25 protein-coding genes are annotated in these 26,152 nt (G+C 74.0%); 6 read left to right on the top strand and 19 right to left on the bottom strand.

The window, feature by feature from the left end:
* Positions 1–3 precede the first annotated feature (3 nt).
* Positions 4–513: an SRPBCC domain-containing protein gene (locus GNZ18_RS26185; RefSeq protein ID WP_156219220.1), complete on the bottom strand. Its 510-nt coding sequence runs from the start codon at positions 511–513 to the stop codon at positions 4–6.
* A gap of 227 nt (positions 514–740) precedes the next feature.
* Between GNZ18_RS26185 and ftsH the strand changes: the two genes are divergently transcribed.
* Positions 741–2,801 (top strand): ATP-dependent zinc metalloprotease FtsH, encoded by a 2,061-nt coding sequence (ftsH, locus tag GNZ18_RS26180; protein WP_312874746.1) that lies wholly within the window; start codon positions 741–743, stop codon positions 2,799–2,801.
* Here the strand turns inward: ftsH and GNZ18_RS26175 are convergent.
* Entirely contained in the window at positions 2,798–3,643 is an 846-nt protein-coding gene (locus GNZ18_RS26175; RefSeq protein ID WP_312874745.1) for an SCO6745 family protein, read from the bottom strand. The two genes, ftsH and GNZ18_RS26175, sit on opposite strands and share 4 nt — an antisense overlap.
* A 171-nt stretch (positions 3,644–3,814) precedes the next feature.
* On the opposite strand from GNZ18_RS26175, the gene sigJ reads away from it, so the two are divergent.
* Together sigJ and GNZ18_RS26165 are read left to right on the top strand one after the other, a co-directional pair.
* A complete protein-coding gene (gene sigJ, locus GNZ18_RS26170) occupies positions 3,815–4,693 on the top strand; it encodes an RNA polymerase sigma factor SigJ (protein ID WP_156219219.1) in 879 nt (292 codons plus the stop codon).
* Positions 4,694–4,746: 53 nt separating this feature from the next.
* Positions 4,747–5,412, top strand: coding sequence for a hypothetical protein (locus tag GNZ18_RS26165; RefSeq protein WP_156219218.1), 666 nt, complete (start codon positions 4,747–4,749; stop codon positions 5,410–5,412).
* Here GNZ18_RS26165 and GNZ18_RS26160 read toward each other — a convergent pair whose 3' ends face one another.
* The 9 genes from GNZ18_RS26160 to trhA all read right to left on the bottom strand — a co-directional run bounded on the left by GNZ18_RS26160 (position 5,413) and on the right by trhA (position 14,701).
* Positions 5,413–5,913 (bottom strand): transglutaminase-like domain-containing protein, encoded by a 501-nt coding sequence (locus tag GNZ18_RS26160; protein WP_156219217.1) that lies wholly within the window; start codon positions 5,911–5,913, stop codon positions 5,413–5,415.
* Positions 5,913–6,650: a 4-hydroxy-tetrahydrodipicolinate reductase gene (dapB, locus tag GNZ18_RS26155; protein ID WP_242890589.1), complete on the bottom strand. Its 738-nt coding sequence runs from the start codon at positions 6,648–6,650 to the stop codon at positions 5,913–5,915. The genes GNZ18_RS26160 and dapB overlap by 1 nt, the downstream gene beginning before the upstream one ends.
* 43 nt (positions 6,651–6,693) lie before the next feature.
* Entirely contained in the window at positions 6,694–7,098 is a 405-nt protein-coding gene (locus GNZ18_RS26150; RefSeq protein ID WP_214617523.1) for a phage holin family protein, read from the bottom strand.
* Between the two features lie 17 nt (positions 7,099–7,115).
* Complete coding sequence (locus GNZ18_RS26145) at positions 7,116–8,216, bottom strand: histone deacetylase-like amidohydrolase (RefSeq protein WP_312874744.1); 1,101 nt, start codon at positions 8,214–8,216, stop codon at positions 7,116–7,118.
* Between the two features lie 75 nt (positions 8,217–8,291).
* Entirely contained in the window at positions 8,292–9,620 is a 1,329-nt protein-coding gene (locus tag GNZ18_RS26140) for a M16 family metallopeptidase (RefSeq protein WP_214617521.1), read from the bottom strand.
* Positions 9,621–9,701: 81 nt separating this feature from the next.
* Entirely contained in the window at positions 9,702–12,053 is a 2,352-nt protein-coding gene (locus GNZ18_RS26135) for a polyribonucleotide nucleotidyltransferase (RefSeq protein WP_214618062.1), read from the bottom strand.
* A gap of 359 nt (positions 12,054–12,412) precedes the next feature.
* Positions 12,413–12,682, bottom strand: coding sequence for a 30S ribosomal protein S15 (gene rpsO / locus GNZ18_RS26130; RefSeq protein WP_067461705.1), 270 nt, complete (start codon positions 12,680–12,682; stop codon positions 12,413–12,415).
* Between the two features lie 242 nt (positions 12,683–12,924).
* Complete coding sequence (locus GNZ18_RS26125) at positions 12,925–13,872, bottom strand: bifunctional riboflavin kinase/FAD synthetase (protein ID WP_214618061.1); 948 nt, start codon at positions 13,870–13,872, stop codon at positions 12,925–12,927.
* Between the two features lie 121 nt (positions 13,873–13,993).
* Complete coding sequence (trhA, locus tag GNZ18_RS26120) at positions 13,994–14,701, bottom strand: PAQR family membrane homeostasis protein TrhA (RefSeq protein WP_156219212.1); 708 nt, start codon at positions 14,699–14,701, stop codon at positions 13,994–13,996.
* 121 nt (positions 14,702–14,822) lie between these two features.
* Here trhA and GNZ18_RS26115 point away from each other — a divergent pair, with 121 nt between their 5' ends.
* Positions 14,823–15,392 (top strand): hypothetical protein, encoded by a 570-nt coding sequence (locus GNZ18_RS26115; protein ID WP_156219211.1) that lies wholly within the window; start codon positions 14,823–14,825, stop codon positions 15,390–15,392.
* A gap of 64 nt (positions 15,393–15,456) precedes the next feature.
* Complete coding sequence (locus tag GNZ18_RS26110; RefSeq protein ID WP_156219210.1) at positions 15,457–16,122, top strand: SCO family protein; 666 nt, start codon at positions 15,457–15,459, stop codon at positions 16,120–16,122.
* A 7-nt stretch (positions 16,123–16,129) separates the two neighbouring features.
* Here the strand turns inward: GNZ18_RS26110 and truB are convergent, their stop codons facing one another.
* The 8 genes from truB to rimP all read right to left on the bottom strand — a co-directional run bounded on the left by truB (position 16,130) and on the right by rimP (position 24,873).
* Positions 16,130–17,008 (bottom strand): tRNA pseudouridine(55) synthase TruB, encoded by an 879-nt coding sequence (gene truB / locus GNZ18_RS26105; RefSeq protein WP_312874743.1) that lies wholly within the window; start codon positions 17,006–17,008, stop codon positions 16,130–16,132.
* Positions 17,009–17,061: 53 nt separating this feature from the next.
* Positions 17,062–18,351, bottom strand: coding sequence for a DHH family phosphoesterase (locus GNZ18_RS26100; RefSeq protein ID WP_308166011.1), 1,290 nt, complete (start codon positions 18,349–18,351; stop codon positions 17,062–17,064).
* Entirely contained in the window at positions 18,348–18,881 is a 534-nt protein-coding gene (gene rbfA, locus GNZ18_RS26095; protein WP_156219209.1) for a 30S ribosome-binding factor RbfA, read from the bottom strand. The genes GNZ18_RS26100 and rbfA overlap by 4 nt, the downstream gene beginning before the upstream one ends.
* A 145-nt stretch (positions 18,882–19,026) precedes the next feature.
* Positions 19,027–19,326 carry a DUF503 domain-containing protein gene (locus GNZ18_RS26090; protein WP_242890629.1) on the bottom strand — a complete coding sequence of 100 codons (300 nt, stop codon included), beginning with the start codon at positions 19,324–19,326 and terminating at the stop codon, positions 19,027–19,029.
* Positions 19,327–19,551: 225 nt separating this feature from the next.
* Entirely contained in the window at positions 19,552–22,593 is a 3,042-nt protein-coding gene (infB, locus tag GNZ18_RS26085; protein ID WP_312874742.1) for a translation initiation factor IF-2, read from the bottom strand.
* Between the two features lie 108 nt (positions 22,594–22,701).
* The gene (locus GNZ18_RS26080; protein WP_242885835.1) at positions 22,702–22,974 is read right to left on the bottom strand and encodes a YlxR family protein; all 273 of its coding nucleotides are present in this window, start codon (positions 22,972–22,974) and stop codon (positions 22,702–22,704) included.
* A 34-nt stretch (positions 22,975–23,008) separates the two neighbouring features.
* Positions 23,009–24,163: a transcription termination factor NusA gene (nusA, locus tag GNZ18_RS26075; protein ID WP_156219446.1), complete on the bottom strand. Its 1,155-nt coding sequence runs from the start codon at positions 24,161–24,163 to the stop codon at positions 23,009–23,011.
* A gap of 26 nt (positions 24,164–24,189) precedes the next feature.
* Positions 24,190–24,873 (bottom strand): ribosome maturation factor RimP, encoded by a 684-nt coding sequence (gene rimP, locus GNZ18_RS26070; protein ID WP_156219207.1) that lies wholly within the window; start codon positions 24,871–24,873, stop codon positions 24,190–24,192.
* Between the two features lie 240 nt (positions 24,874–25,113).
* On the opposite strand from rimP, the gene GNZ18_RS42510 reads away from it, so the two are divergent.
* On the top strand, positions 25,114–26,124 hold the full coding sequence (locus GNZ18_RS42510) for a ferritin-like domain-containing protein (protein WP_246250453.1): 1,011 nt from the start codon (positions 25,114–25,116) through the stop codon (positions 26,122–26,124).
* The last annotated feature ends 28 nt before the right edge of the window (positions 26,125–26,152 follow it).

Genomic DNA, 26,152 nt, shown 5'->3' with positions numbered 1-26,152 from the left:
GCGTCAGGACGCTTCGGCGCGGGCCTTGAGGGCGGCGTTCATGGCGGCGAACTCGTCCTCCATCTTGAGCTGGCCGCCCGCGACCGGGACGAGCGCGCCGCTGAACCGCTCGCCCTGGGTGAGGCGGACGCGGCCCTGCCCGGCGGGCTCGATCCGGAAGTAGTGCTCCCCGTCCACGATCCCGGGCACCCACAGGCGCCCGATCCAGCGCAGCTCTCGGCCCGGCTCGGCGGCGAGGACCTTCGGCTCGAACGTCATCGAGCTTCCGCCGGAGTCGCGCAGCACGTTGCGGAGCCGCGCGCCCTTCCTCGGCTCGCCCTCGGCCTTGACGATGAACGGGTTCCACTCCGGGAAGCTGCCGAAGTCGGTGAGGATGCCGTAGACCTTGTCGGCGGGCGCGGCGATCTCGACGGTGCTGCTGACCTCGTGCGGCGCCAGCTCGCCCCAGGCGAGCAGGCCGCCGGCGGCCAGGACCGGGACGGTGAGGGCGGTGACGACGACGCGGCGGATCATGGCGGCCTCCTTGGCTAATGACTTTTTGCAACTGGCTAAGCTTGTTAGCCAACAGGCTAGCTAAGAGGATTAGCTTTGGCAAGAGGGAACGTCCGGGGGCCGTACGCCGTTTACTCCCCCGGAGCCCGCAACCGGGCTTGCGCGCAACCGCGACCCGCGGGCACGCGCCCGGGAAGATCGTGTTCACCGGCCCCGGCCTGGTGACGTGTACGGGGGGAAGGTCAGTCGTGCCGTCCAAGCGACCCGCGCCGCAGCCGAGCGAGGCGGCGCGCCGAGGAGGCCCCGGCGAACCCGACAGGCGCCAGTCGGTCCCGCCCCGCAACGACCCCGAGCAGCCCTGGCGGGCCGAAGGGGTGCCGGAGCGGCGGCCGGAGCGACGCGCGCGCGGCTTCGGCGGCGGCTGGAAACCCGGCCGCAACACCTACCTGTTCTGGCTGCTCCTGGCCGTCGTGTTCGGGCTGAGCTACGCCTCGATGCACATCACCGGCAAGCAGGAGCGGGTGTCGGTGCCCTACACCGCGTTCACGCAGCAGGTGTCGGCGGGCAACGTCAAGGACGTCTACACCAAGGGCTACCAGATCCAGGGGAAGCTGAAGAACGCCCAGCAGGTGCCCGGCCAGGCCGACACGAAGAAGACCTACACCTCGTTCGAGACGCTGCGCCCCGCGTTCGCCGACGACAAGATCTACACCGAGATGGTGCGGAAGGGCGTCCAGGTCGAGGCCAAGCCCGTCAGCGAGGACCGGGGGCTGCTCGCCAACCTCCTGCTCTCGCTGCTGCCGACGCTGCTGTTCGTCGGCCTGTGGATCGGCGTGATGGTCTGGCTCCAGCGCCGGATGTCGGGCGGCGGAGGCGGCGGGATCATGGGCGGCTTCGGCCGGTCCCCCAAGCCCGTCCAGCCGGACGAGAAGCGCGCCACGTTCGCCGACGTCGCGGGGATCGACGAGGTCGAGGCCGAGCTGAGCGAGATCGTCGACTTCCTCAAGGACCCCGGCAAGTACCGGCGGATGGGCGCCCGTGTCCCCCGCGGGGTGCTGCTCACCGGCTCGCCCGGCACCGGCAAGACGCTGCTGGCCCGCGCCGTCGCGGGCGAGGCCGACGTGCCGTTCTACTCCGCCGCCGCGTCGGAGTTCATCGAGATGGTCGTGGGGGTCGGCGCGGCCCGCGTCCGCGAGCTGTTCACCGAGGCGCGCAAGACCGCCCCGTCGATCATCTTCATCGACGAGATCGACACGATCGGGCGGGCCCGCGGGAGCGGCGCCAGCATGGGCGGCCACGACGAGCGCGAGCAGACCCTCAACCAGATCCTCACCGAGATGGACGGGTTCTCCGGCTCGGAGGGCGTCGTCGTGATCGCCGCGACCAACCGCCCCGACATCCTGGACCCGGCGCTCATGCGCCCCGGCCGGTTCGACCGCCAGGTCGCCGTCGCCCCGCCCGACCTGGACGGGCGCGTCGCGATCCTGCGCGTCCACACCCGCGAGGTGCCGCTCGCGGGCGACTCCGACATCACCTCCGTCGCCAAGATGACGCCGGGCATGACGGGCGCGGAGCTCGCCAACCTGGTCAACGAGGCCGCCCTGCTCGCCGTCAAGCGCGAGAAGGGCGCGGTCGACATGGCCGACTTCCAGTCCGCGCTGGAGAAGGTGCAGCTCGGCACCCGCCGCTCGCTGGTCATGCCGTTCGAGGAGCGGCGCCGCACGTCCTACCACGAGTCCGGGCACGGCCTGCTCGGCATGCTCCAGCCGGGCGCCGACCCCGTCCGCAAGATCACGATCGTGCCGCACGGCCGCGCGCTCGGCGTCACCGTGTCGACCCCCGAGAGCGACCGGTACGCCTACGACGAGCGCTACCTGCGCGGCCGCATCATCGGCGCGCTCGGCGGGATGGCCGCCGAGGAGCTGGTCTTCGGCGTGATCACCACCGGGTCGGAGAGCGACCTGGAGCAGGTCACCAAGATCGCCCGCGGCATGGTCGGCCGCTGGGGCATGTCCCCGAAGGTCGGCCCGCTGTCGATCCTGCCCGCCGACGGCATGGACCCGATGGGCCAGTACGCCGCCCAGGGCACCCTCGACGCGGTCGACCTGGAGGCCCGCCGCATCGTGGACGAGTGCTACGCCGAGGCCCTGGAGACCCTCCGCGCCAACCGCGACAAGCTGGACTCCCTCGCCCGCGTCCTCCTCGAACACGAGACGCTGGACGAGGAGGCCGCCTACGCGGCCGCGGGGATCGAGCGCGTCACGGTCCCCGTGGAGACCACGAAGTTCCCGTCCCCGACCCAGCACTAGTCGACTCGGGGCACGCCGACCGGGTTGGGGAAGGGGACCTCGCCCGCGTCGGCCACGGCCCGCGCGAACGGCACGAGCGTCCGGTAGAGCCCTTCCGGGTCGTCCAGGACCCGGAAGGGCGGCGCCGCGAGCGCGTCGGTGCGCCGCTCGACCTCCGCCCTGAGGGCCCGGCCGGTGCCGGTCGCCGCGTCCCCGTCCAGGAGCCCGCGCGCGGCGAGGGCGGCCGACGCCTCCCGCCACTCCTCCTCCGACCAGCCGCGCGCCTTGGACACCATGTCCCCCGGGACGGCTCCGACCCCGCTGGCCAGGACGTTCGCCTCCAGCCCGCCGAGCCCCTCGGCGGTCAGCGCCGCCACATGCCCGTCGCCCCGGTGCTCCCGCAGCGACGTGGCGAGCTGCCAGAGCGCCTCCACGGGATCATCCGGCAGGCCGAGGTCGCGGTTGGCGGCGAACAGGGGGCGCCCGGCGCCGTCCGCCGCGTCGACGACCCTCGCGAGCAGGGGCACGATCTCGGGCGCGGCGTCCTCGATCCCCGGCGCGACCCGCCGCAGGTTCGCCGCCGCCGCCTCGCTCCGCGCCCGCAGGATGGCCTCCGGCGCCGCGAACCCCCACGCGTCCGGGACGGCCCGCCGCACCCGCGCCGGGTGGAACCCGAAGAACGTCGCCTCGACCACGCCCGCCGCCACCGGCCCGAGCGGCGCGGCCCGTCCGCCGAAATATCCCATCCAGAAGCCCCGGAGCCCGACCTCCTTGAAGGCCCCGAGGCTCTCCGGTGAGAAGTACGTCACCACGTGCAGCGGCTCCAGCACCGTCCACATCCGCCGCGCGTCCGAGTCGTCCACAGGCTCTCCCTCCCACTCCGCCGAACGCTAGGCCCGCCCCGCCGCCCGCACAAGGGATCACTCCGCCCTCCCGGCCGGGCGGGAGTCCCGGATCCGGCACGGCCGGACCCGTCACATACTCGCGGTCGGGCGCGTCATAGCTGTGACGTGGCCGAACGGAGGATGGGGTCGATGGACGAGCGGGAGTTTCTGGCCGAGCGGTTCGAGGACCACCGGGGGCATCTGAAGGCCGTCGCCTACCGGATGCTCGGGTCGCTCGCCGAGGCCGACGACGCCGTGCAGGAGGCGTGGCTGCGGCTCAGCCGGACCGACGCCGACGCCGTGCAGAACCTCGGCGGGTGGCTGACCACGGTGGTCGGGCGGGTGTGCATGGACATGCTGCGGTCCCGGACGTCGCGGCGCGAGACGCCGCTCGACGAGCGGCTGCCGGATCCCGTGGTCAGCTCGGTCGACGGGGTCGATCCGGAGCAGCGGGCGGTGCTGGCCGACTCGGTCGGGCTCGCGCTGCTGGTCGTCCTGCAGTCGCTCACGCCCGCGGAACGGCTGGCGTTCGTCCTGCACGACCTGTTCGCGGTGCCGTTCGAGGAGATCGCGCCGATCGTGGGGCGCTCGCCCGCCGCGTCCCGGCAGCTCGCCAGCAGGGCGCGGCGGAGGGTGCGCGGCTCGGTGCCCGTGCCCGAACGCGACCTGGCGCGGCAGCGCGAGGTCGTGGAGGCGTTCCAGGCGGCGGCGACCGGCGGGGACTTCGAGGCGCTCGTCGCCGTCCTCGACCCGGACGTGGTGCTGCGGGCCGACCAGGGCGCGGTGCCCGGCGGCTGGCGGGAGGTGCGCGGCGCGGAGACCGTGGCGAGGCAGGCGCTCACGTTCCGGCACCCGCCCTACGAGCTGACGCCCGCGCTGGTCAACGGCACGGCGGCGGTCGTGGCCGTCAGCCACGGGCGGCCCTTCTCGCTGCTGGCCTTCACGGTCGCCGACGGGCGGATCGCCGCCATCGACATCCTCGCCGACCCCGAGCGGCTCGCCGCCCTCGACCTCACGTCCCTCGGCTGACGCGGGCGAACCTCCGGGGAGGGTGCGGCGTCTCAGTCGGAAGGGAGGAACCGTTGCGTCTGAGGCTGCGCCTGTTCCAGGCCGCGGGACACCGGGTCGTCCAGCCGTGGCGGCCGCTGCGGCACACGGCCCTGTCCGACCCCGAGGGCCACGGATGGCTCGTCGGCGACCGCGAGGGGCTGGCGCGCCTGGCCGGGCTGTTCTCGTTCGCGGCGTACTCGCGGCGGACGCTCGTCCACGTGCCGCTGCGGGACGGGGCGCCGATCGACGGGGACGAGGGCTTCCTGGAGTCGTGCGGCGGCCGCGTGGACCTGCTGCTGGCGCACCATTCGCTGGGGTTCCCCGCGACGCGCTGGCCCGGCGTCCGGCGGCGGCTCGCGGGCGGGACGCCCCTGTCGGTGCGTCCGGACGGCGAGCGCACCGTCCGGGACGCGGCGGCCTGGGAGGCACGGGTCGGGCGGCAGGGCTTCCGGGACTGGCTCAGGCCCGTCACCCATGCGCGGACGCTCTGCCTCACCGGCAGCCGGGACGCCTTCGCCTGCGCCGCCACCGAGTTCGCCTACGCGCTGGAGCACGGGCCGGGGAAGAAGCGGGTGAGCCGGGGCGAGGCGGCCCTGGTCGCGTCGCTGACCGGGCTGTTCGAGCCCGAGGACGCGTGGCCCCGGCGCCAGCTGGAGATCTCCTACAAGCAGCACCCCTCGGCGCTGCGCACACGCTAGTCAGCCGAGATCCGTGGGCAGCGTCGCGGACTTCAGCGCGTCCAGGACGGCGCGGGGCGGGGCGGCGTGCACCATCGGCAGGACCGGCGCGTCCGGGTAGGCCAGGCGGTCCTCGGACGCGGAGAAGGCCAGGTCGGTGCCGCGCGGGTCGAGATGGACCCAGCGGTCGTCGGCCAGCACGGCGGCGAGGCCGTGCAGGCCGCCGTCCAGCCGCTGGTAGCACAGCCCGGCCTGGATGCCCCCCGCGCGCAGCAGGGCGACGTAGGCGTGCGCCTTGGCGAAGCAGAGCCCGGTCCGCCGGTCGAGCGCGTCGGAGGCCCGCCAGGCGGTCGCCTCCAGCGAATGAGTGATCTCGTCGCGGACGTGGTCGAACGCGGCCTCGGCGTAGGCGAGGTCGTCGCCGTTGCGCAGCCGTGCGGCGATCGTCTGGACGAGCGGGTGCTCGATGTCGATCGCCTCCGACGCGCCGAGGTACTCCCAGGGCCGGGCGTCGAAGTCCATCACAGGCCGAGCAGCGACTCGATGCCGATCGTGAGGCGGTCGGGCAGCCCGGCGACCTCGCGGACGGCCAGCACCACGCCCGGCATGAACGACTCGCGGTTCATCGAGTCGTGCCGGAGCGTGAACAGCTCGCCGTGCCCGCCGAGGATCACCTCCTGGTGGGCGACCGCGCCCGACATCCGCACGGCGTGGACGCGCACGCCCTCGACGTCGGCGCCGCGCGCGCCGTCCAGCGCCGTGGACGTGGCGTCGGGGAAGGGGGCGGCGCCGGCCTCCGCGCGGGCGGCGGCGATCAGCTCGGCGGTGCGGCGGGCGGTGCCCGACGGGGCGTCCGCCTTGTTCGGGTGGTGGGTCTCGACGACCTCGACCGACTCGAAGAACGGCGCGGCCTTCCTCGCGAACTGCATCATCAGCACGGCGCCGATGCCGAAGTTCGGCGCGATGAGGACGTTGCCCGTCCCCTCCTCCAGCCACGAGCGGACGCTGTCGAGCCGCGCCGCGTCGAACCCGGTGGTGCCGACGACGGCGTGGATCCCGTGCTTCACGCACCACTGGAGGTTGTCCATGACAACACCGGGGTGGGTGAAGTCGACGACGACCTCGGCGGCGGTCAGCGCGTCCAGCCCGTCGCCCTGGTCGACGGCGGCGGCGAGTTCCATGCCGTCGGCGTCCCGCACGGCCCGGCACACCTCGGCGCCCATCCGGCCCCGCGCGCCCAGCACCCCGACCTTGATCACGTGTTCCTCCCCGTCTCGGCGTCCGCCCGAGCCTACCGCCGCCTCAACCCCGCTCACCGTCGCGGTCGCGGTCGAACACCTCGTCGGCGACGAACATGTTGAGCAGCCAGCTCACGACGCCGATGATGATCGCCCCCCAGAACGCGGGCCAGAACCAGTCCACGTGGAAGGGCAGGTTCAGCTTCCCCGCGATCCAGCTCGTCAGCATGAGCAGCGCGGCGTTCACCAGCAGCGCGAACAGGCCGAGCGTGAGGATGTAGAAGGCGCACCCGAGCACCTGGATGACCGGTTTCAGGAAGGCGTTGATGACGCCGAAGATGGCCGCGACCGCCAGCAGCGTGAGCACCCGCCGGGCCGTGCTCCCCGCGGTGAGGTCGATGCCGTCCACCAGCGCCTGCGCCACCCACAGCGCGATGGCCGAGATCACGAGCCTGATGAGGATCTTCACGCCGGGGCGATACCCGGTCAGGGACGGGGTCTAACGGCGTCGAGATCGAGCGCCGCCGCCGCGCGCTCCACGGCCTCCCGCTGGTGGGGGGCCATCTCCTGGCCGGGAATGCCGAGCAGGCTCTCCAGGAACGGGTCGGTGACGGGCGTCCGGACGCCGGCGAGGGTCTCCACGACCGCGAGGCCGCAGAACGGGACGTACTCGGGCGAGTAGCCGCCCTCGTGGACGACGACGACCGGCGCGCCGTAGGAGAGCACGCGCGCGGTCATCATCCGGTAGGCGTCGGAGTGCAGGCACATGCGGGCGAGCGGGTCGAAGGCGCCCGCGTCGAACCCGCAGGCCACGAAGACCAGCTCGGGCGCGAACGCGCGGACGGCGGGCCCCACCACCCGCTCGAACGCCTCCTCGTACGCGCCGGAGCCGGACCCGGCGGGCAGCGGGACGTTGACCGTGAACCCCTCCCCCGCCCCGGTGCCGCGCTCGGCGACCTTGCCCGAGTCGGCCGGGAACAGCCCGTCCTGGTGCAGCGAGACCGCCAGCACGCCCGGGTCGGACTCGAAGACCGCCTGGGTGCCGTTGCCGTGGTGGACGTCCCAGTCGACGACCGCGACCCGGCGGAGCCCCCGCGACCGGGCGTGCTCCGCGGCGACCGCGATGTTGCCGAACATGCAGAACCCGATGCCCTGGTCGGGCACGGCGTGGTGGCCCGGCGGCCGGACCAGCGCGTAGGCGTTGTCGACGGTCCCGTCCAGGACGGCGTCGACCGCCGCGATCACCCCGCCGGCGGCGAGGCGGGCGATCTCGTAGGAGCCGGGGCCGAACGCCGACTCGCCGTCGCCCGCGTCGCCGCCGCCCGACTCCGACAGCTCCCGCATCCGCGTCACGTGCGCCTCGGTGTGGACGCGCAGCAGCTCGGCCTCGGTGGCCGGCCGCGGCGCCACCGGCACCAGCGCGTCCAGCAGCCCGCTCACCTCGACCAGGTTGCGCAGCCGCCGCTTGGCCTCCGGGGTGTCCGGGTGGCGCAGCGGCTCCAGGTAGCCGCCGCCGGGCATGCCGAGCGGGCCGGTCCCGGTGTCGTGCCAGAAGTAGCGCTCATGGCAGATCCAGCCGGTGCTCACGTCAGGGCTCCTGGGGGCGGGAATTCAGGCGGCTCGGGGGTTCAGGCGGCTCGGGGGTTCAGGCGGCTCGGGGGTTCAGGCGGCGAAGTCGCGGTCGCCGACCGGGCCGATCACCGTGAGGGCCTGCGGGGAGTCCAGCACCTCGTGCGCGACGGCGCGGACGTCCTCCAGCGTCACGGCCTCGATCCGCGCGAGCACCTCGTCGACCGGCAGCAGCGACTCATACACCAGCTCGCTCTTGCCGATGCGGCTCATCCGCGACCCGGTGTCCTCCAGGCCGAGGACCATCGCGCCGCGCAGCTGGCCCTTCCCGCGCTCCAGCTCCTCGGCGGTGAGGCCCTGCCCGCCGTCCCCGGCGACCTTGGCGACCTCGTCCCGGCAGATCGACAGGACCTCCTCGACCTTGCCCGGCTGGCAGCCCGCGTAGACGCCGAACACGCCCGAGTCGGCGTACTGCGCGGTGTAGCTGTACACCGAGTAGGCGAGGCCGCGCTTCTCCCGCACCTCCTGGAACAGCCGCGAGGACATGCCGCCGCCGAGCGCCGCGTTCAGCACGCCGAGCGCGAACCGGCGGTCGTCGGTGCGCGACACCCCGGCGCCGCCGAGCACGATGTGCGCCTGCTCGGTGTCCTTGTCGATCACCCGGGTGGACGGGGCGACCGGCACGGGCGCACCGTTCAGCCGGGGCGCGGCGGGCGCGGCGCCGCCGGTCAGGTGCTCGGCGAACGCGCGCGAGACCAGCCCGACGACCTCCTCGTGGTCGATGTTGCCCGCCACGGACACGACCAGGTTGGACGGGACGTAGTGCTCGCGGTAGTAGTCGTGGATCCGGTCCCGCGACAGCGCGTTGATCGACTCGACGGTGCCGAGGATCGGGCGGCCGAGCGGCGTGTCCCCGTACAGCGCGGTCGCGAACTCGTCGTGGATGAGGTCGCCGGGGTCGTCGTCGCGCATGTGGATCTCTTCGAGGATCACCCCGCGCTCGGCCTCGACGTCCTCGGGGCGGTTGACCGACGCCGCCACCATGTCCGACACGACGTCCACGGCGAGCGGCAGGTCGGAGTCGAGCACCCGCGCGTAGTAGCAGGTGTACTCCTTGGCGGTGAACGCGTTGAGGTCGCCGCCGACGGCGTCGAGCGCCGCCGAGATCTCCAGCGCCGACCGGGTGCGCGTGCCCTTGAACAGCACGTGCTCCAGGTAGTGGCTGGCGCCCGCGTCGGCGACCGCCTCGTCGCGGGACCCGACACCCGACCAGATGCCGAACGCGGCGGACCGCACGGTCGGCATCGACTCGGTGATCACGCGGAGCCCGCCGGGCAGGACGGTGCGGCGGACCGCGCCGGCGCCCTCGGTGTGGATCGTGGTGGTGGTGCCGGGCTCCTGCGCCCTCGCCGGCAGCGTCACGTGTCGCTCACATTCCGTCGATGGGAAACGGCCGACCGGCCTGCCCGTCGTGGGCAGGCCGGTCGGTCATCGGTATGTCCGTCAGGAGTTGCGCTGGCCGGCGTCGTCGCCGCCGCGGCGGGTGCGGCGGCGGCGCGGGGCCCCGCGGCGCTCGCCGTCCTCGCCGCGCTCCCGGCGCGCGCCGCCGTCCTCGCCGTCGTCGGCCGCGTCGCCGGACGCCGCGTCCGCCGGGCCCTCGCCCGCCTCGTCGGCGGCCGCGGACTCGCGGTCGACGACCTCGACCGGCACCAGCGACAGCTTGCCGCGCTGGTCGATCTCGGTGACCTCGACCTGGATCTTCTCGCCGACGCCGATGACGTCCTCGACGTTCTCGATCCGGGCGCCGCCGTGCAGCTTGCGGATCTGCGAGACGTGCAGCAGGCCGTCCTTGCCGGGCAGCAGCGACACGAACGCGCCGAACGTCGTGGTCTTGACGACGGTGCCGAGGAACCGCTCGCCGACCTCCGGCATGTGCGGGTTGGCGATCGCGTTGATCGCCTGCCGCGCGGCCTCGGCGGAGGGCCCGTCGGTGGCGCCGACGTAGATCGTGCCGTCGTCCTCGATCGTGATGTCGGCGCCGGTGTCGTCCTGGATCGAGTTGATCATCTTGCCCTTGGGGCCGATGACCTCGCCGATCTTGTCGACCGGGACCTTGATCGTGATGATCCGCGGCGCGTTCGGGCTCATCTCGGCGGGCGCCTCGATGGCCTCCTGCATGACGTCCAGGATCGCCAGCCGCGCGCCCTTGGCCTGCTTGAGCGCGGCGGCCAGCACCGAGGCGGGGATGCCGTCGAGCTTGGTGTCGAGCTGGAGCGCGGTGATCACGTCACGGGTGCCGGCGACCTTGAAGTCCATGTCGCCGAACGCGTCCTCGGCGCCGAGGATGTCGGTCAGCGTGACGTACTCGCCGCCCTCGTGGATCAGGCCCATCGCGATGCCCGCGACCATCTGCTTGAGGGGGACGCCCGCGTCCAGCAGCGACATCGTGGACGCGCACACCGAGCCCATCGACGTGGAGCCGTTCGAGCTGACCGCCTCCGACACCTGCCGGATCGCGTAGGGGAACTCCTCGCGGGTCGGCAGCACCGGGATCAGCGCGCGCTCGGCGAGCGCGCCGTGCCCGATCTCGCGCCGCTTCGGCGAGCCCACCCGGCCGGTCTCACCGGTCGAGTAGGGCGGGAAGTTGTAGTTGTGCATGTAGCGCTTGGTGCGCTCGGGGTTCAGCGTGTCGATCATCTGCTCCATGCGGAGCATGTTCAACGTGGTGACGCCGAGGATCTGCGTCTCGCCGCGCTCGAAAACCGCCGACCCGTGCACCCGCGGGATCACGTGCGCCTCGGCGGTGAGCTGGCGGATGTCCTTCAGCCCGCGGCCGTCGATGCGCAGCCCGTCGCGGATGACCCGCTCGCGGACGAGCTTCTTGGTCACGGCGCGGAACGCGGCGGAGATCTCCTTCTCGCGGCCCTCGAAGTCCTCGCCGAGCTTCTCGGCGGCGCCGGCCTTGATCTCGTCCAGCCGGGACTCGCGCTCCTGCTTGCCCGCGATGGTCAGCGCCTGCGCGAGGTCCTCGCCGACGGCGGCGGTGACGGCGGCGAGCACGTCGTCCTGGTAGTCCAGGAAGACCGGGTACTCGGCGGTCTCCTTGGCGGCGACCGCGGCGAGGTCGCTCTGCGCCTTGCACAGCACCTTGATGAACGGCTTGGCCGCCTCCAGGCCCTGCGCGACGGTCTCCTCGGTCGGCGCGGTCGCGCCCTCGCCGACGAGCTTCAGCGTGTCGCGGGTCGACTCGGCCTCGACCATCATGATCGCGACGTCGCCGTCCTCCAGCGTGCGGCCCGCGACGACCATGTCGAAGGTCGCGCGCTCCAGCTCGGGGTGGGTCGGGAAGCCGACCCACTGGCCGTCGATCAGCGCGACGCGGACGCCGCCGATCGGGCCGGAGAAGGGCAGCCCGGCGAGCTGCGTGGACATCGAGGCGGCGTTGATCGCCACGACGTCGTACAGGTGGTCGGGGTGCAGCGCCATGATCGTCTCGACGACCTGGATCTCGTTGCGCAGGCCCTTGGCGAACGAGGGGCGCAGCGGCCGGTCGATCAGGCGGCAGGTGAGGATCGCGTCCTCGGACGGGCGGCCCTCGCGGCGGAAGAACGAGCCGGGGATGCGCCCGGCCGCGTACATCCGCTCCTCGACGTCCACGGTCAGCGGGAAGAAGTCCAGGTTGTCCTTGGGCTTCTTGGACGCGGTGGTCGCCGACAGGACCATCGTCTCGTCGTCGAGGTAGGCGACGGCCGAGCCGGCCGCCTGGCGGGCCAGCCGGCCCGTCTCGAAGCGGATGGTCCGGGTGCCGAACGTGCCGTTGTCGATCACGGCCTCGGTGCTCTGCGCGCCATCGATGCGCACGGCTTCTGTCACGGGAAACCTCCTCAAGGTTCCTTCGTCGGTCCCCGCGGCCGTCTCCCGTGGCTTTCACGCTGCCGGTCTTCGATCGAAGCATCCGGATCGCATGCCCGCCGGCGCGGCGGACGGATCCGGAAGCCACTACCGAGGACCGGCCCGCACCAGCGGTGTCCGCGAGGCTTGTCTCCAGTTGGCGGCCCACCCGGCCATCTGGGCCGGGCGGCCGGTGCGCCGGGGGCCGGCCCGCACGGCCGGGCCTCCGGCGTGGCCGGACGGGGACGCCGTGCGCGGTGGCGCGGCGCGGCCGTCCGGCCCGATGCAAGAGAGGGAGTGGCCGTGGCCACTCCCTCGGTGTGCTATCGGCGCAGACCGAGTCGCTCGATCAGCTTCCGGTAGCGGTTGATGTCCTTGTTGCTCAGGTACTTCAGGAGCCGGCGACGCTGGCCGACCAGCAGCAGCAGCCCGCGGCGGCTGTGGTGGTCGTGCTTGTGCTCCTTGAGGTGCTCGGTGAGATCGTTGATCCGCCGGGTCAGCAGCGCGACCTGGACCTCCGGGGAACCGGTGTCACCCTCAGTGGTCGCGTACTCGGCGATGATCTGCTTCTTCGTGGCGGTGTCGAGCGACACGTGGCTCCTTCAGTGAGGTCGTCACCCGCAGATCCCGGGCCCGGTGGGCGCTCGGGTCCGCATGGTGCGTGTTAAGAGAGTGGTGAGCCGCATGAGGGTGCAGCCAACCGCGCCGGGGCCCTTCCCGGCGACTATTCACCGTACCATGTCCGAAAGCCACCCCGTCACGATGCTGAAACGGCGTGATCACGCAGGGTGCGCCCGGTTCTGCCCGGTTACCGGGGGCGCTGACCTGGGGTGTCCTAGGCGTCGGGCGCGGTGATCTCGCGGGCGCGGTCGACGTCGCGGTGCATCTCCTCGATCAGCGCCTCGATCGAGTCGAACTTGAGGGTGTCGCGGATGCGCGCGGTGAAGTCGGCGGCCATGTGCTCGCCGTACAGGTCGAGGTCGTCGCGGTCCAGCGCGTAGGCCTCGACGGTCCGCTCCACGCCCTCGAACGTCGGGTTGGTGCCGATGGAGATCGCGGCGGGCCAGCGGAAGCCCGGGTAGCGCTCGGAGTCGCAGACCAGCCAGCCCGCGTACACGCCGTCCGCCGGGATCGCGGTGTGCGGCAGCGTCTCCAGGTTGGCGGTCGGGAAGCCGAGCGCCCGGCCGCGCTGGTGGCCGCGCACCACGACGCCCTCGACGCGGTGCGGGCGGCCGAGCGCGGTCGCCGCCGCCTCGACGTCGCCCGCGTCCAGCCGCGCGCGGATGTAGGAGGAGGAGATCGTGTCGCCGTTGGCGACCAGCGGCGTGCCCTCGGCGGTGAAGTCGTACTTCTCGCCCAGCTCGGTCAGCAGCGCGACGTCGCCCTTGGCGCGGTGCCCGAACCGGAAGTCCTCGCCGACGATCACGTGCGCGGTGTGCAGCCGGTCGACGAGCACGGACTGGACGAACTCGTCCGGCGGCACCTTGGACAGCTCCAGCGTGAACGGCACGACGACGACCGCGTCGGTGCCGAGGCCCTCCAGCAGCTCGATCCGGCGCGTGGTGGAGGCCAGCAGCGGCGGGTGCGTGCCGGGGCGGACGACCTCGTCCGGGTGCGGGTCGAAGGTGATCACCACGGACCGCAGCCCGCGCCGGCGCGCCTCCTCGGCGGCGGCGCCCACGATGCGCTGGTGGCCGCGGTGCACTCCGTCGAACACCCCGATGGTGACCACCGAACGGCCCCAGTCGGCGGGAACCTCGTCGAGGCCATACCAGCGCCGCACCATGCTCTCCCTGCGTAGGACGTGAGTGCCCGGTCTATCCCCTGCCGTCTAAGGGTGCCATGCGCGGGCGGGTGAGGTCGCATCCAGGGTGCCCCGGCGCGCGCGGCCCCGCGCCGGCGGGTCAGGCCGACTGGTAGACGACCAGGGAGACCGCGATGTATTGCAGGACGTAGGCGGCGAGCGTGCAGGCGTGGAAGACCTCGTGGAAGCCGAACCAGCTCGGCGACGGGTCGGGGCGGCGCAGCCCGTAGACGACCCCGCCCACGCTGTAGCAGACGCCTCCGAGCGCGACCATCACGCACGCGACCGCTCCCGCGCCGGACAGGAACTGCGGCATGAAGAACACCGCGACCCAGCCGAGGACGATGTAGAGGGTGACGTAGAGCGCGCGGGGGGCGCGGATCCAGGTCGTCCGGAACACGACCCCGGCGACCGCGCCCGTCCACACGATGGCGAGGACGCAGACGCGGACGGCGCCGTCCAGCGCCAGCACCGCGAACGGCGTGTAGGTCCCGGCGATGATCAGGTAGATGTTGGCGTGGTCGAAGCGGCGCAGCACCTCGATCAGCCGGTGCGAGCGCTGCCGGTGGTAGGTGCCCGAGATCCCGAACAGCATCCCCGACGTCGCCACGTACAGCGCGGACGCGAGCCGCGCCTGCGTCGTGGGGCCGAGCGCGACGAGCACGAGCCCCGCGACCAGCACCGCCGGGAACGCGCCGAGATGCAGCCAGCCGCGCAGCCGGGGGCGGGTGGGGGACGGCGCCTCGGGCCGGTCGGTCCCGGTGCCGGTGGGAACGGGGGTTGCGGGCACTGCGGGCACGGTGGTCATGGGGTCGCTCCTCGCCAACGAACGTCGCCAACGAACCTACGGTCACGTAGGTTACGCGACAGTAGGTTCGCGCGCATGGTGTTCCGGGGGTGATGCTCACCACGGGCACCCCCATGGGACCATGGGAGCACTCATGCTCGTCCAGCCCTGTTTCCGCCTTGCCCGCGCGGTGGTCTTCGCCACGGTCTGCCTGACCCTGACCACCGCCGGCCACGCGTACGCGGCGGGCGCCTGCGTGCCGCCGCCCTTCGCGGTGGCCGCCGGGTTCGTGCTCGTGACCGGGCTGGCGCTGGCGCTCTGCGGGGTCGAGCGGTCGTTCTGGACGATCGGCGGCCTCCTCGCGGGCGCCCAGTTCGCCCTCCACGCCCTCTTCGCGGGCGCGTCCGGCGGCGCCGCGCATCCCACCGGGGAGGCGCATGTCCTCCCCGCGGCCCAGGGCGGGGGCGGGATGACGCTCGCCCATCTCGGCGCGGCCCTGGCGACCGCCTGGTGGCTGCGGCGCGGCGAGGCCGCGATGTGGTCGCTGGCCCGGCGGGTCTCCGCCGCGGCGGGGCGCCCGTGGCGGCCGATCGCGGCCGCCTCCCCCGCCGGCTTCCCGGCCCCGCCGGCGGTCCGGACGCGGCGTCCGGACCGCCCCGCCTCGGACGCGCCGCTCCGCCGCGCGCTCGTCCGCGGCCCGCCCGCGCGCTGAACTCCCCAGCCTTCACCCGCCGCCGCGTCCGGCGCCGGGTCCCTTCTCACGTGGAGAGTTCCGCATGCGCGTTTCCGCACGTCCCGGGCCGGGCACGGGCCTGGCCGCCATCGGCCTGGCCGCCGTCCTGCTGGGCGCCGCCGCCTGCGGCGGGGAGCCCGCCCCCGCCGCGGTCGTCGACAGCACGCCCGCCTCGCCCTACAAGGCCACGATGCTGCCCGCCTCGTACACGCTCCCGGACGTCACGATGACGGACGCCAACGGCCGCCCCTACGACCTGCCGAAGCGGACGCGGGGCAAGGTGACCCTGCTGTTCTTCGGCTTCGCCAACTGCCCCGACGTCTGCCCGACCACGATGGCGGACGCGGCGGGCGCCCTGCGCCTGCTCACCCCGGCCGAGCGGGCGCGGATCCAGGTCGTGTTCATCACCGCCGACCCCGCCCGCGACACCCCGGCCGCGCTGAAGGACTACCTCGGCCGCTTCGACCCCTCGTTCGTCGGGCTCACCGGCCCGTGGAAGACGATCGAGCGGGCGGCGGGGGTCGCGAAGGTCCCGGTCAGCCCGGCGCCGAAGAACCCCAAGGGGAACTACCAGGTCCAGCACGGCAGCAACGTCATGACCTACGGGCCGGACGGGTCCGGGCGGCTCCTGTTCCCCTACCAGTTCGGCAGCGCCGACATGGCCAAGGACCTCAGGACGCTCCTCTACAAGGAGAGGAAGGCCGCCTAGCGAGCGCCTAGGGGACGAAGACGGCGAGCGGCTTGGCCCGGCCGTCCTTCTCCTCGACCAGGGCCAGCAGGGTCCCGTCGGGCGCGAACACGCCGACGGGGCCCGGCCCGAGCCCGGCCGCCTCCAGCCGCCCGCCGTGCGCGACCGCGCGGGCGTCCTCGGCCGAGACGTCGCGGCGCGGGAACGCGGACGCGACCGCCGCGCCGATCGGCAGGATCTCCAGGTTCTCGGCCAGTTGCTCCAGCGACCGCGCCATGCCGAGGTCGTAGGGGCCGACACGGGTGCGGCGCAGCGCGGTCAGGTGCCCGCCGCAGCCGAGGGACGCGCCGAGGTCGCGGGCCAGCGCGCGGATGTAGGTGCCCGACGAGCAGGCGATCGAGGCGTCCACGTCGATCACGTCGCCGTGCCGCCGGACCCCGGTCACCGCGAAGTCGTGCACGGCCACCGGGCGGGCCTTGAGCGCGACCTCCTCGCCCTTGCGGGCCATCTTGTAGGCCCGCTCGCCGTTCACCTTGATCGCACTGACCTGCGGCGGGACCTGCTCGATCGGCCCGGTCAGCGCCGCGATCCCGGCGCGCAGGGCCTCATCGGCCACGGCGGCGGCGGACGCCGACGCGGTGATCTCGCCCTCGGCGTCGTCGGTGTTGGTCGACTCGCCCAGCCGGATCGTCGCGTCGTAGCCCTTGGCGGTCAGCGCCAGGTGGCCGAGCAGGCGGGTGGCCTTGCCGACGCCGACCACGAGCACGCCCGTCGCCATCGGGTCCAGCGTGCCGGCGTGCCCGACCCGGCGCGTCCCGGCGATCCGCCGCATCCGGCCGACGACGTCGTGCGACGTCCAGCCCGCGGGCTTGTCCACGATGACGAGCCCCGATTCACCCGGTTCCACTCATGCTCCGCAACGCTCGGTCAGATGGTCGGTCGGTCAGATGGTCGGGTCGGTCAGTCGGCGTCGCCCGGCAGGCGCAGCGCGGCGCGCAGCCGGTCGATGATCCAGGCGGGCTCCCCGCCCATGGTGAACGCGGCGGCGGTGCGGTGCCCGCCGCCGCCGAGCTCGACGCAGGCGCGCCCGACGTCCACCGCGCCCTTGGCCCGGGTGGAGACGTACCACTCGCCCTTGTCGGTCTCCTTCAGCACGACCGCGACCTCGGCCTCGTCGGTGCGCCTGAGCTGGTCGATGACCCCTTCGAGCTGGTCGTAGGGGACGTCGCGGGAGTCGCGGTCGGCGCGCGCGATCGTCGTCCAGACCAGGCCGCGGCCGCCCGCCGCGTCCCGCTCCAGCCGGGCCCGCGCGAGCGCGCCCGCCAGCACTTGGAGGTAGCCGAACGGCGCCCGGTCCCACAGCTCGCGGCTGACCGCCTCGGGGCGGACCCCGGCGGTCAGCAGCCGTCCCGCGAGGTCGTGCACCTCGGGGGTCGTGCAGGGGTACTTGAACGAGCCGGTGTCGCTGGCGAGCCCCGCGTACAGGCCCTCGGCGATCGCGCCGTCGAGCGGGACGCCGAGCCGCCGGATCAGCTCCTCCACGAGGACGGCGGTGGCGGCGGCGTCCGGATCGACCAGCCGCACCCCGCCGAACCCGGTGTTGGACGCGTGGTGGTCGACGACGATCAGCGCGCCGGCGCGTCCGGCGCGGGCGGCGAGCGAGCCCAGCCGGGACTGGCCCGCCGCGTCCAGCGAGACCATCAGCGCGGGTTCCTCGGGCATCCGGTCGGGCTCGACCAGCAGCTCCTGGCCCGGCAGGAACCGCAGGATCGCCGGGACCCGGAACGGCTCACCGAACGAGGCCAGGCAGCGCTTGCCGAGCGCGCGCAGCGCCTGCCCGAGCGCGAGCATCGAGCCGAGCGCGTCCCCGTCCGGCGCGACATGGCAGGCCAGGCACACCTCGTCGGCCGCGCGGATCAGCTCGACCGCCCGCTCCCACTCCATTCCCTGGTCCGTGCCCGGCTCCGGGGCGGCCGACGCGGGGGTGGGCGGCACCGTGGCCGCCGGGTTCGGGTTCGTGGCGGTGGAGTCGGCCGTGGCCGGGTTGTCGGCGGGGTTCGCGGTGCCGGGGTTCAGCGCGGGGGGCGTCGCGGGCGCCGTGGGCGCCGTCGTGGCATGTGCGCCGCGCGGGACGACATCGTGCCCCCCTGCGGAGTGCCCGCCCGCGGAGTGCCCGCCCGTGTCGCGCCGGGAGCAGCGCCGCGTCCATCCCGTGCCCGGCGTCTCCGCGCGCCCCTCGGGGCCGCTCACGATGACGGGGGCCTGGTTCGTCCGTCCCCGCCGCCGCAGGCGCCGGCCGCGCCGAGGCCGTCCGAGCGGGCGTCCTCGCCGCCGGGCTCGTCGTCCTCGTCGTCGGCCTCCTCGCCCGGCTCCCGGTAGGGGTTGGCGTCCCCGGCGTGGGAGGCGCCCTGCGCGGCCCTGGCGACCTCGGCGTCCCTGGCGCGGGCCTGGGCGAGCAGGTCGTCGATGTGGGCGGCATTCTCCATCAGGGAGTCCATGACGAAGGTGATGCTGGGCGTGTGCCGGACCCCGGTCTTGCGGCCCACCTCCGACCTGATCACGCCCTTCGCGCTCTCCAGCGCGGCGGCCGTCTCGGCGCGCTCGCCGTCCGACCCGTACACCGTGTAGTAGACGGTGGCGTCGCGCAGGTCGTTGGTGATGCGGGTGTCCGTCACGGTGACGAACCCGAGCCGTGGATCCTTGATCCGGCGCTCCAGCATCTCCGCCACGATCTGCTGGATGCGGTCGGCGAGCTTGCGCGCGCGAGCTGCGTCCACCATGATCGCACTCCCTTTCTCGGTTCCCGCGACGATGCGTCGCGGACTCAAGGTCTCGGTGCGCGGGGACGGTCCCCCGCGCACCCGCGGCTCCGGCCGGTGCACCGTTCCCGGGACGGCGCGGCGCCCGGGGCGGCGGCGCCGGCGGTCAGCCGTCGTCGTCGTTGAAGAGCCGCTGCCTGGCCGACAGCAGCTCGATCTCGGGCCGGCCCGCCACCAGCCGTTCGCACTGGTCGAGCACCTGGGTGCAGTTGGCCGCGGTGGCCGACACCACCGCGACCCCGATCTCCGCCCTGCGGTGCAGGTCGTTGTCGCCGGTCTCGGCGACGGCCACCGCCGGGAAGCGCCTGTGCACCTCGGCGATGATCGGCCGCAGGACGGACCGCTTCTGCTTCAGCGAACGGACGTCGCCGAGCAGCAGGTCGAGTGTCAGCGCACCCACGTACACCTGGTCGATCACCTCGGAATTCGCATAGGTGGAACGACGGCGGTACGCCGCCGTGTTCCCGGGACGCGCCGCCATCACGCGGACGAACCGGGACATGACAGACGCCAGGCTAGAAGATCCGCCTGGCGCCGTGTCACCGAATCAGTCGATCACTGGTCTCACCGGGTCGGCCCGGCGGCGCGTCCCGCCCCGTGGGACGGGACGCGCCGGGGCCGTGCCGCCGCGTCAGTCGCGGGGCTTCTCCCGCATCTCGTAGCACTCGACGACGTCGCCGAGCTTGATGTCGTTGTAGCCGACACCGATACCGCACTCGAAGCCCTCGCGGACCTCGGTCGCGTCGTCCTTGAAGCGGCGCAGCGACGACACCGTGAGGTTGTCGGCCACCACGACCCCGTCGCGGACGAGACGGGCCTTGGCGTTGCGCTGGATGATCCCCGAGGTGACCATCGAGCCGGCGACGTTGCCGATCCGCGGCACCTTGAAGATCTCCCGGACCTCGGCGGTGCCCAGCTGGGCCTCCTCGAACTCCGGCTTGAGCATGCCCTTGAGGGCCGCCTCGATCTCGTCGATCGCCTGGTAGATGATCGAGTAGTAGCGGATGTCGACGCCCTCGCGGTCGGCGATCTCCTGCGCGTTGCGCTCCGGCCGCACGTTGAAGCCGATGATCACAGCGCCGTCGGAGGCCATCGCGAGGTTGACGTCGTTCTGCGTGATCGCGCCGACACCGCGGCGGATGATCCGCAGGTTGACCTCGTCGCCCACGTCGATCTTGAGGAGCGAGTCCTCCAGGGCCTCGACCGAACCGGACACGTCGCCCTTGAGGATGAGCAGCAGCTCGTCGCGCTCGCCGCGCTCCAGGTCCTTGAACAGCTCTTCCAGCGAGCTGCTCTTGCGGCTCTTGAGCAGTTCGGCGTTGCGCTTGCGCGCCACCCGCTTGTCGGCGATCTGCCGGGCGACCCGGTCGTCGTCGACGACCAGGAAGTTGTCGCCCGCGCCGGGCACGGCCGCGAGGCCGAGCACCAGCACCGGACGCGACGGGCCCGCCTCCTCGACGCTGTTGCCGTTCTCGTCGAGCATCGCCCGGACGCGGCCGTTCGCCACGCCGCAGACGATCGAGTCGCCGACCCGCAGCGTGCCGCGCTGCACCAGCACGGTCGCCACGGCGCCCCGGCCCTTGTCGAGGTTGGCCTCGATGGCCGACCCCTGCGCGGGCATGTCGGGGTTGGCGCGCAGGTCGAGTTCGGCGTCGGCGGTCAGCACGATCGCCTCCAGCAGGCCCTCGATGTTGAGGCCCTCGCGGGCCGACACGTCGACGAACTGCGTCTGGCCACCGAACTCCTCGGCGACCAGGCCGTACTCGGTGAGCTGCGCCCGCACCCGGTTCGGGTCGGCGCCCTCAAGGTCGATCTTGTTGACCGCGACCACGATCGGGACCCCCGCCGCGGTGGCGTGGTCGATCGCCTCGGTGGTCTGCGGCTTCACGCCGTCGTCGGCCGCGACCACCAGCACCACCAGGTCGGTGGTGTCGGCACCGCGGGCACGCATGGCGCTGAACGCCTCGTGACCCGGGGTGTCGATGAAGGTGATCTTGCGGTCCTCGCCGTCGACCTCGGTCTCGACCTGGTAGGCGCCGATGTGCTGGGTGATGCCGCCGGCCTCGCCCGCGACCACGTTGGCCTTGCGGATCGCGTCGAGCAGCTTGGTCTTGCCGTGGTCGACGTGACCCATGACGGTGACCACCGGCGGACGGGACTGGAGGTTCTCCTCGCCGCCCTCGTCCTCGCCGTACTCGATGTCGAAGGACTCCAGCAGCTCGCGGTCCTCGTCCTCGGGGCTGACGACCTGGACGTCGAAGTCCAGTTCGAGCCCGAGGGCCTGCAGGTCGTCGGGGTCGACCGACTGCGTCGCGGTGACCATCTTGCCGAGGTGCATCATGATCGCGACGAGCGACGCCGGGTTGGCGCCGATCTTCTCGGCGAAGTCGGTCAGCGACGCGCCCTGCGGCAGCCGGATGGTCCTGCCGTTGCCGCGCGGGGCCTGCACACCGCCGACGGCGGGCGCCTGCATGTTCTCGAACTCTTGACGGCGCGCCCGCTTCGACTTGCGTCCGCGCGCGGGCCGCCCGCCGGGACGTCCGAAGGCGCCCTGCGTGCCGCCGCGGCCGCGGCCGCCGCCACCGGGACGGGGGCCGAAGCCGCCGCCGCCGGGACGTCCGCCGCCACCCGCGCGGGGCGCGCCGAAGCCGCCGCCACCGCCGGGACGACCGCCGCCACCGGGACCGCGACCGCCGCCGCCCGGACCGCGACCGCCGCCACCCGGGCCTCGGCCGCCGCCACCGCCGCCGGGACCGCCGCGCCCGGGGGCGCCCTGCGGCCGCGAGGACGGCATGTTCATCGGGCTCGGACGCGGACCGCCCGGCCGGGGCGGCATGCTGCCGGGGTTCGGCCGCGGACCGCCCGCGCCGGGAGGACCGCCGGGACGGCCGCCGCCCGCGGGACGCGGCCCGCCCGGACGGTCGCCGCCGCGCGGGCGGTCATCGCGCTCGGGGCGGTCGCCGCCGGGCCTCGGGCCGGGACGGGGACCGGGCTTGGGCGCCTGGCCCATGCCGGTGTTGGTCGAGCTGAACGGGTTGTTGCCCGGACGCGGACGTCCGCCGCCTCCGCCGCCGCCACCCTGGCGCGGGCCGGGACGCGGGCCCGGCTTGGGCGCGCGGGGGCCCGGCTTCGGGCCGGCACCGGCGCCGGGACCGCCACCGGGACCGCGACCGCCGCCGGCGGGGCCGGACGCGGGCGGGGCGCTCGGGGCGCCGCTCGGGGCGCTGGGCGCGCTCGGCGCCTGCGCGGCGGGCGCGTTCACCGGCGTGCTCGGCGCCGGCGGGACGGGCGGGCGGGGGCCCGGCTTCGGACCCGCCGGACCACCGGCGGGGGCGCCCGGACCCGGCTTGGGCGCGGGCGGGCGCGGCGCCGCGGGCCGGGGGGCCTGCGGGCGGGCGCCCTGACCGTCGGACGTGCCGCCGGAGGAGCCTCCGGGCGGGCCGGGGCGCGGCCCGGACGGGCGGGGCCCCGCGGGCCGCTTCGGCCCGACACGCTTGTCCCCCTGCTTGGAGGAGGAATTGGAAAAGGCTTCGGTTAGCCTGCGAACGACGGGCGCCTCGATCGTCGAGGACGCCGACCGTACGAACTCGCCCATCTCCTGGAGCTTGGCCATGACGACCTTGCTCTCTACACCGAACTCCTTGGCGAGTTCGTAAACCCGGACCTTGGCCACTGCACTCCCTACTCGGTCCGGGGGTGCGGCCTCCGGACCGTCGCTAACTTGCCGTACTCATCGCGGCGTGCTCATCGAGCGCTCATAGCAATCTCGACCTGCTTCCGACTAGACGTCGCTTACCATTCGGCCATCCTGCTGCTGCACCGCCCGCTCCGCAAGCCGCGCCCGCAGCGCGGTGCCATCGAGCGGCCCCGGCAGGCGGAACGCCCGCGGGAACGCCCGACGTCGCTCTGCGAGCTCAAGACACGCCAGGTCGGGGTGCAGATGAGCGCCCCGTCCCGGGAGCCGCCCTCGGGGATCGGGGACGATGACGTCCCCCACCACCACCAGGCGCAGCAAGTCGGACTTGACCGTGCGAACCCGGCAGCCCACGCACATGCGTCGCGGAGCCACCCGGCCACGTCCCATGAGTCTACCGCGCCGAGGCGTCGGCGGGACCTGTCGCATGCTCCCCCGGCGTAGAAGATCCGGATTCGCCGGGCTCGTCCGAGCCGGGCCGCGCGGCCTCCGGAGCCGCCGCGCCGGCCGCCCCACCCGCGTCACCAGCGGCTTCACCCGCCGACTTACCGGCCGTGTCGGCCGTGGCCGCTCCGGAACCGGACGCGGCGGGCGCCGGCTCGGTGTCGGATCGGATGTCGATCCGCCAGCCGGTCAGCCGCGCGGCGAGGCGGGCGTTCTGCCCTTCCTTGCCGATGGCGAGGGAGAGCTGGTAGTCGGGGACGATCACCCGGGCGACCCGTCCGTCGGCGTCGACGACCTCGACCGCCGAAACGCGCGCGGGAGAGAGGGCATTCCCGACGAACTCCGGCGCCTCGTCGGAGAAGTCGACGATGTCGATCTTCTCGCCGTGCAGCTCGGCCATCACGTTGCGGACGCGGCTGCCGAGCGGGCCGATACAGGCCCCCTTGGCGTTCACGCCCGCCTTCCGCGACCGGACCGCGATCTTGGTGCGGTGGCCGGCCTCGCGCGCGATCGCGGCGATCTCGACCGTGCCGTCGGCGATCTCTGGGACCTCCAGCGCGAACAGCTTGCGCACGAGGTTCGGGTGGGTGCGCGAGAGCTGCACCGACGGGCCCCGGTGGCCCTTGCGGACCTGCACCACGTAGGCGCGCAGCCGCTCGCCGTGCTCGTACCGCTCGCCGGGCACCTGCTCCTGCGGCGGCAGGACGGCCTCGATCTTGCCGAGGTCGACCAGCACGTTCCGCGGGTCCTTGCCCTGCTGGATGATGCCGCTGACGATGTCGCCCTCGCGGCCCGCGTACTCGCCGAAGGTCAACTCGTCCTCGGCGTCGCGGAGCCGCTGCAGGATCACCTGCTTGGCGGTGGTCGCCGCGATGCGCCCGAACCCGGTCGGGGTGTCGTCGTACTCGCGGAGGGCGGCGCCCTCCTCGTCGGTCTCGGTCGCCCAGACCGTCACGTGCCCGCTCTGCCGGTCCAGCTCGACGCGGGCCCGCGTCGCCGCGCCCTCCGTCCGGTGGTAGGCGATCAGCAGCGCGTCTTCGATGGCCTTGACGGCCACGTCGAGCGAGATGTCCTTCTCGCTCTCCAGGCCCCGCAGGGCGGTCATGTCGATGTCCACGAGGTGTCCCCCCTCTAGTCCGGCTCAGCCGGAGAACGCGTTTCCTCGGCCGCGCCGGCGCCGTCCCCCCGGGCACCGCCCGCCGGAGCCTTGAACTCCACCTGCACCCTGCCGCGTCCGAGCTCGCCGAAACCCAGCCGGCGACGGCCCGCCGGCGGTTCGGCGCCCTTGGACGCGGCGTCCTTCGATCCGGTGCCCTTCCGCCCGGCGGGCTTCGCGCCCTTGCCGCCCTTGCCGCGGCGCGGCGGCGCCACGTCGATCTCGACGGCCTCCTCGTCGGCGGCGACCACGCGGCCCTCGATCTCGCCGCCCTCGACCAGCGGGACGGCGACGAGCCGCCCCACGGCGCGGCGCCAGTGGCGCGGTTCGGTGAGGGGGCGGTCGACGCCGGGCGAGGTCACCTCCAGCACGTACGGCGAGGCGCCCATCACCTCGGAGGCGTCCAGCAGCGCGGAGGCGGCCTCGCTGATCAGGGCGATGTCGTCCAGCCCGACCCCGTCGTCGCCGTCCACGACGACCTTGACCAGGCGGCGCCGGCCGGCGGGCCGGACGTCGACCTCCTCCAGGTCGAAGCCCGCCTCGGCCACGGCGGGCGCGAGCAGCCCGGTCAGCTCGGCGACGGCCGCCTCGCGGGTCGGCCGCGCCGGCGACTCGCCGCGGCCCCCCTGAGCGCGGCCACCGCGGGACTCGACGCTCATGGGACCCTCCTCCTGTTGTTTTCCGCGCGAATCCGCCCGCCGGTGCGGCGGGCGCGGGCCACGCTGAAACCACCGCGCGCCCGTTGACTCCTCAAGACTATCGACAGCCGGGCACCGCGATGGTCCTCCGGACAGCTCACCGGCGCGCCGGATATGGAATGCTTGAGCTGGCCTGATGGACGCGTCCGGGCCGGGACCGCCATGGGCCGCCACCACATGTCATCGGGTGAGGAGACGCCCTTGCCAGCGGTCGTTCCGCGGCTGCGCCCGCTCGCGCGCCCGCCCGTGCCCCTGCCCGCGCCCGCCGGCGCCGTCTCCCGCCGGGCCGTGTTCGGCGGCGCCGCGGCGCTGGCGCTGCCCTGGCTGGCCGGGTGCTCCGCCGAGGCGTCCCCGCGCCGCGACGTCGCGTCCCTCGCCGGCGCGATCGCCTCCGAGCAGGACCTCGTCGCCTCCTACGAGGCCGCGCGTGCGGCGGACGCGGCGCTGGCCCGCCGCATCGACCCCGTCCTGGCACACCACCGCGAGCACCTGGCGGTGCTGCGGCGGCACTACGTGCCCGGGTCGGGGGACCGGGCCCACGAGGGCGGCGCCATCCCGTCCCCCAGGGCGATCCCGCTCCCGCCCGGCGGCGAGCGGATCATCGCCGCGCTGCGGAAGGCGGAGGAGCGCGCGGCGCTGGCCCGCGGGGAGGACGCGGGCAGATGCCGTCCGGGGCTGGCGCAGCTCATGGCGAGCATCGGCGCGTGCGAGTCCGGCCACGCCGGGACGGTCCGGCCCCCGGCGCCGCGCGACGCCCCGAAGTCCGACTCCAAGGCCCTCCAGACCGCGCTCGCGGCCGAGCACGCCGCCGTGTACGGGTACGGGACGCTCGGGGCGCGGTTGCGCGGGGGCCTCCAGCAGGCGGCCAAGGACGCGTGGAACGCGCACCGCGCCCAGCGCGACCGGCTGAGCGCGATCCTGTCCGTCCCGCCGGTCCCGGCGTCGGCGGCCTACCGGCTGCCGGTGCGGGTCGCCTCCGCCCGGAGCGCGGTCCAACTCGCGGCGGCGCTGGAGGACGGCCTGGTCCCCGCCTACGTGGGTCTCGCCGGCGCCTCGTCCCCTGACCTGCGCCATCTCGCCGCCGACGGGGCCCAGATCGCGGCGGCCCGCTCGGCGCGCTGGCGGTCGGCCGCGGGCGAGCCCGCCCCGCCGGCGGCGTTTCCCGGGCTGCCGTCGGGCGCGCTGTCACCTCGTCCCGAACCGGGTGAGTGATCTCCAGCACTCCGGGAACGAAAGGTCT

This window comes from Actinomadura litoris (assembly GCF_009733595.1).
Taxonomy (GTDB): Bacteria; Actinomycetota; Actinomycetes; order Streptosporangiales; family Streptosporangiaceae; genus Spirillospora; species Spirillospora litoris.
Note: the sequence above shows the minus strand (reverse complement) of the source record. Positions and strands in the feature narration are given on the sequence as shown.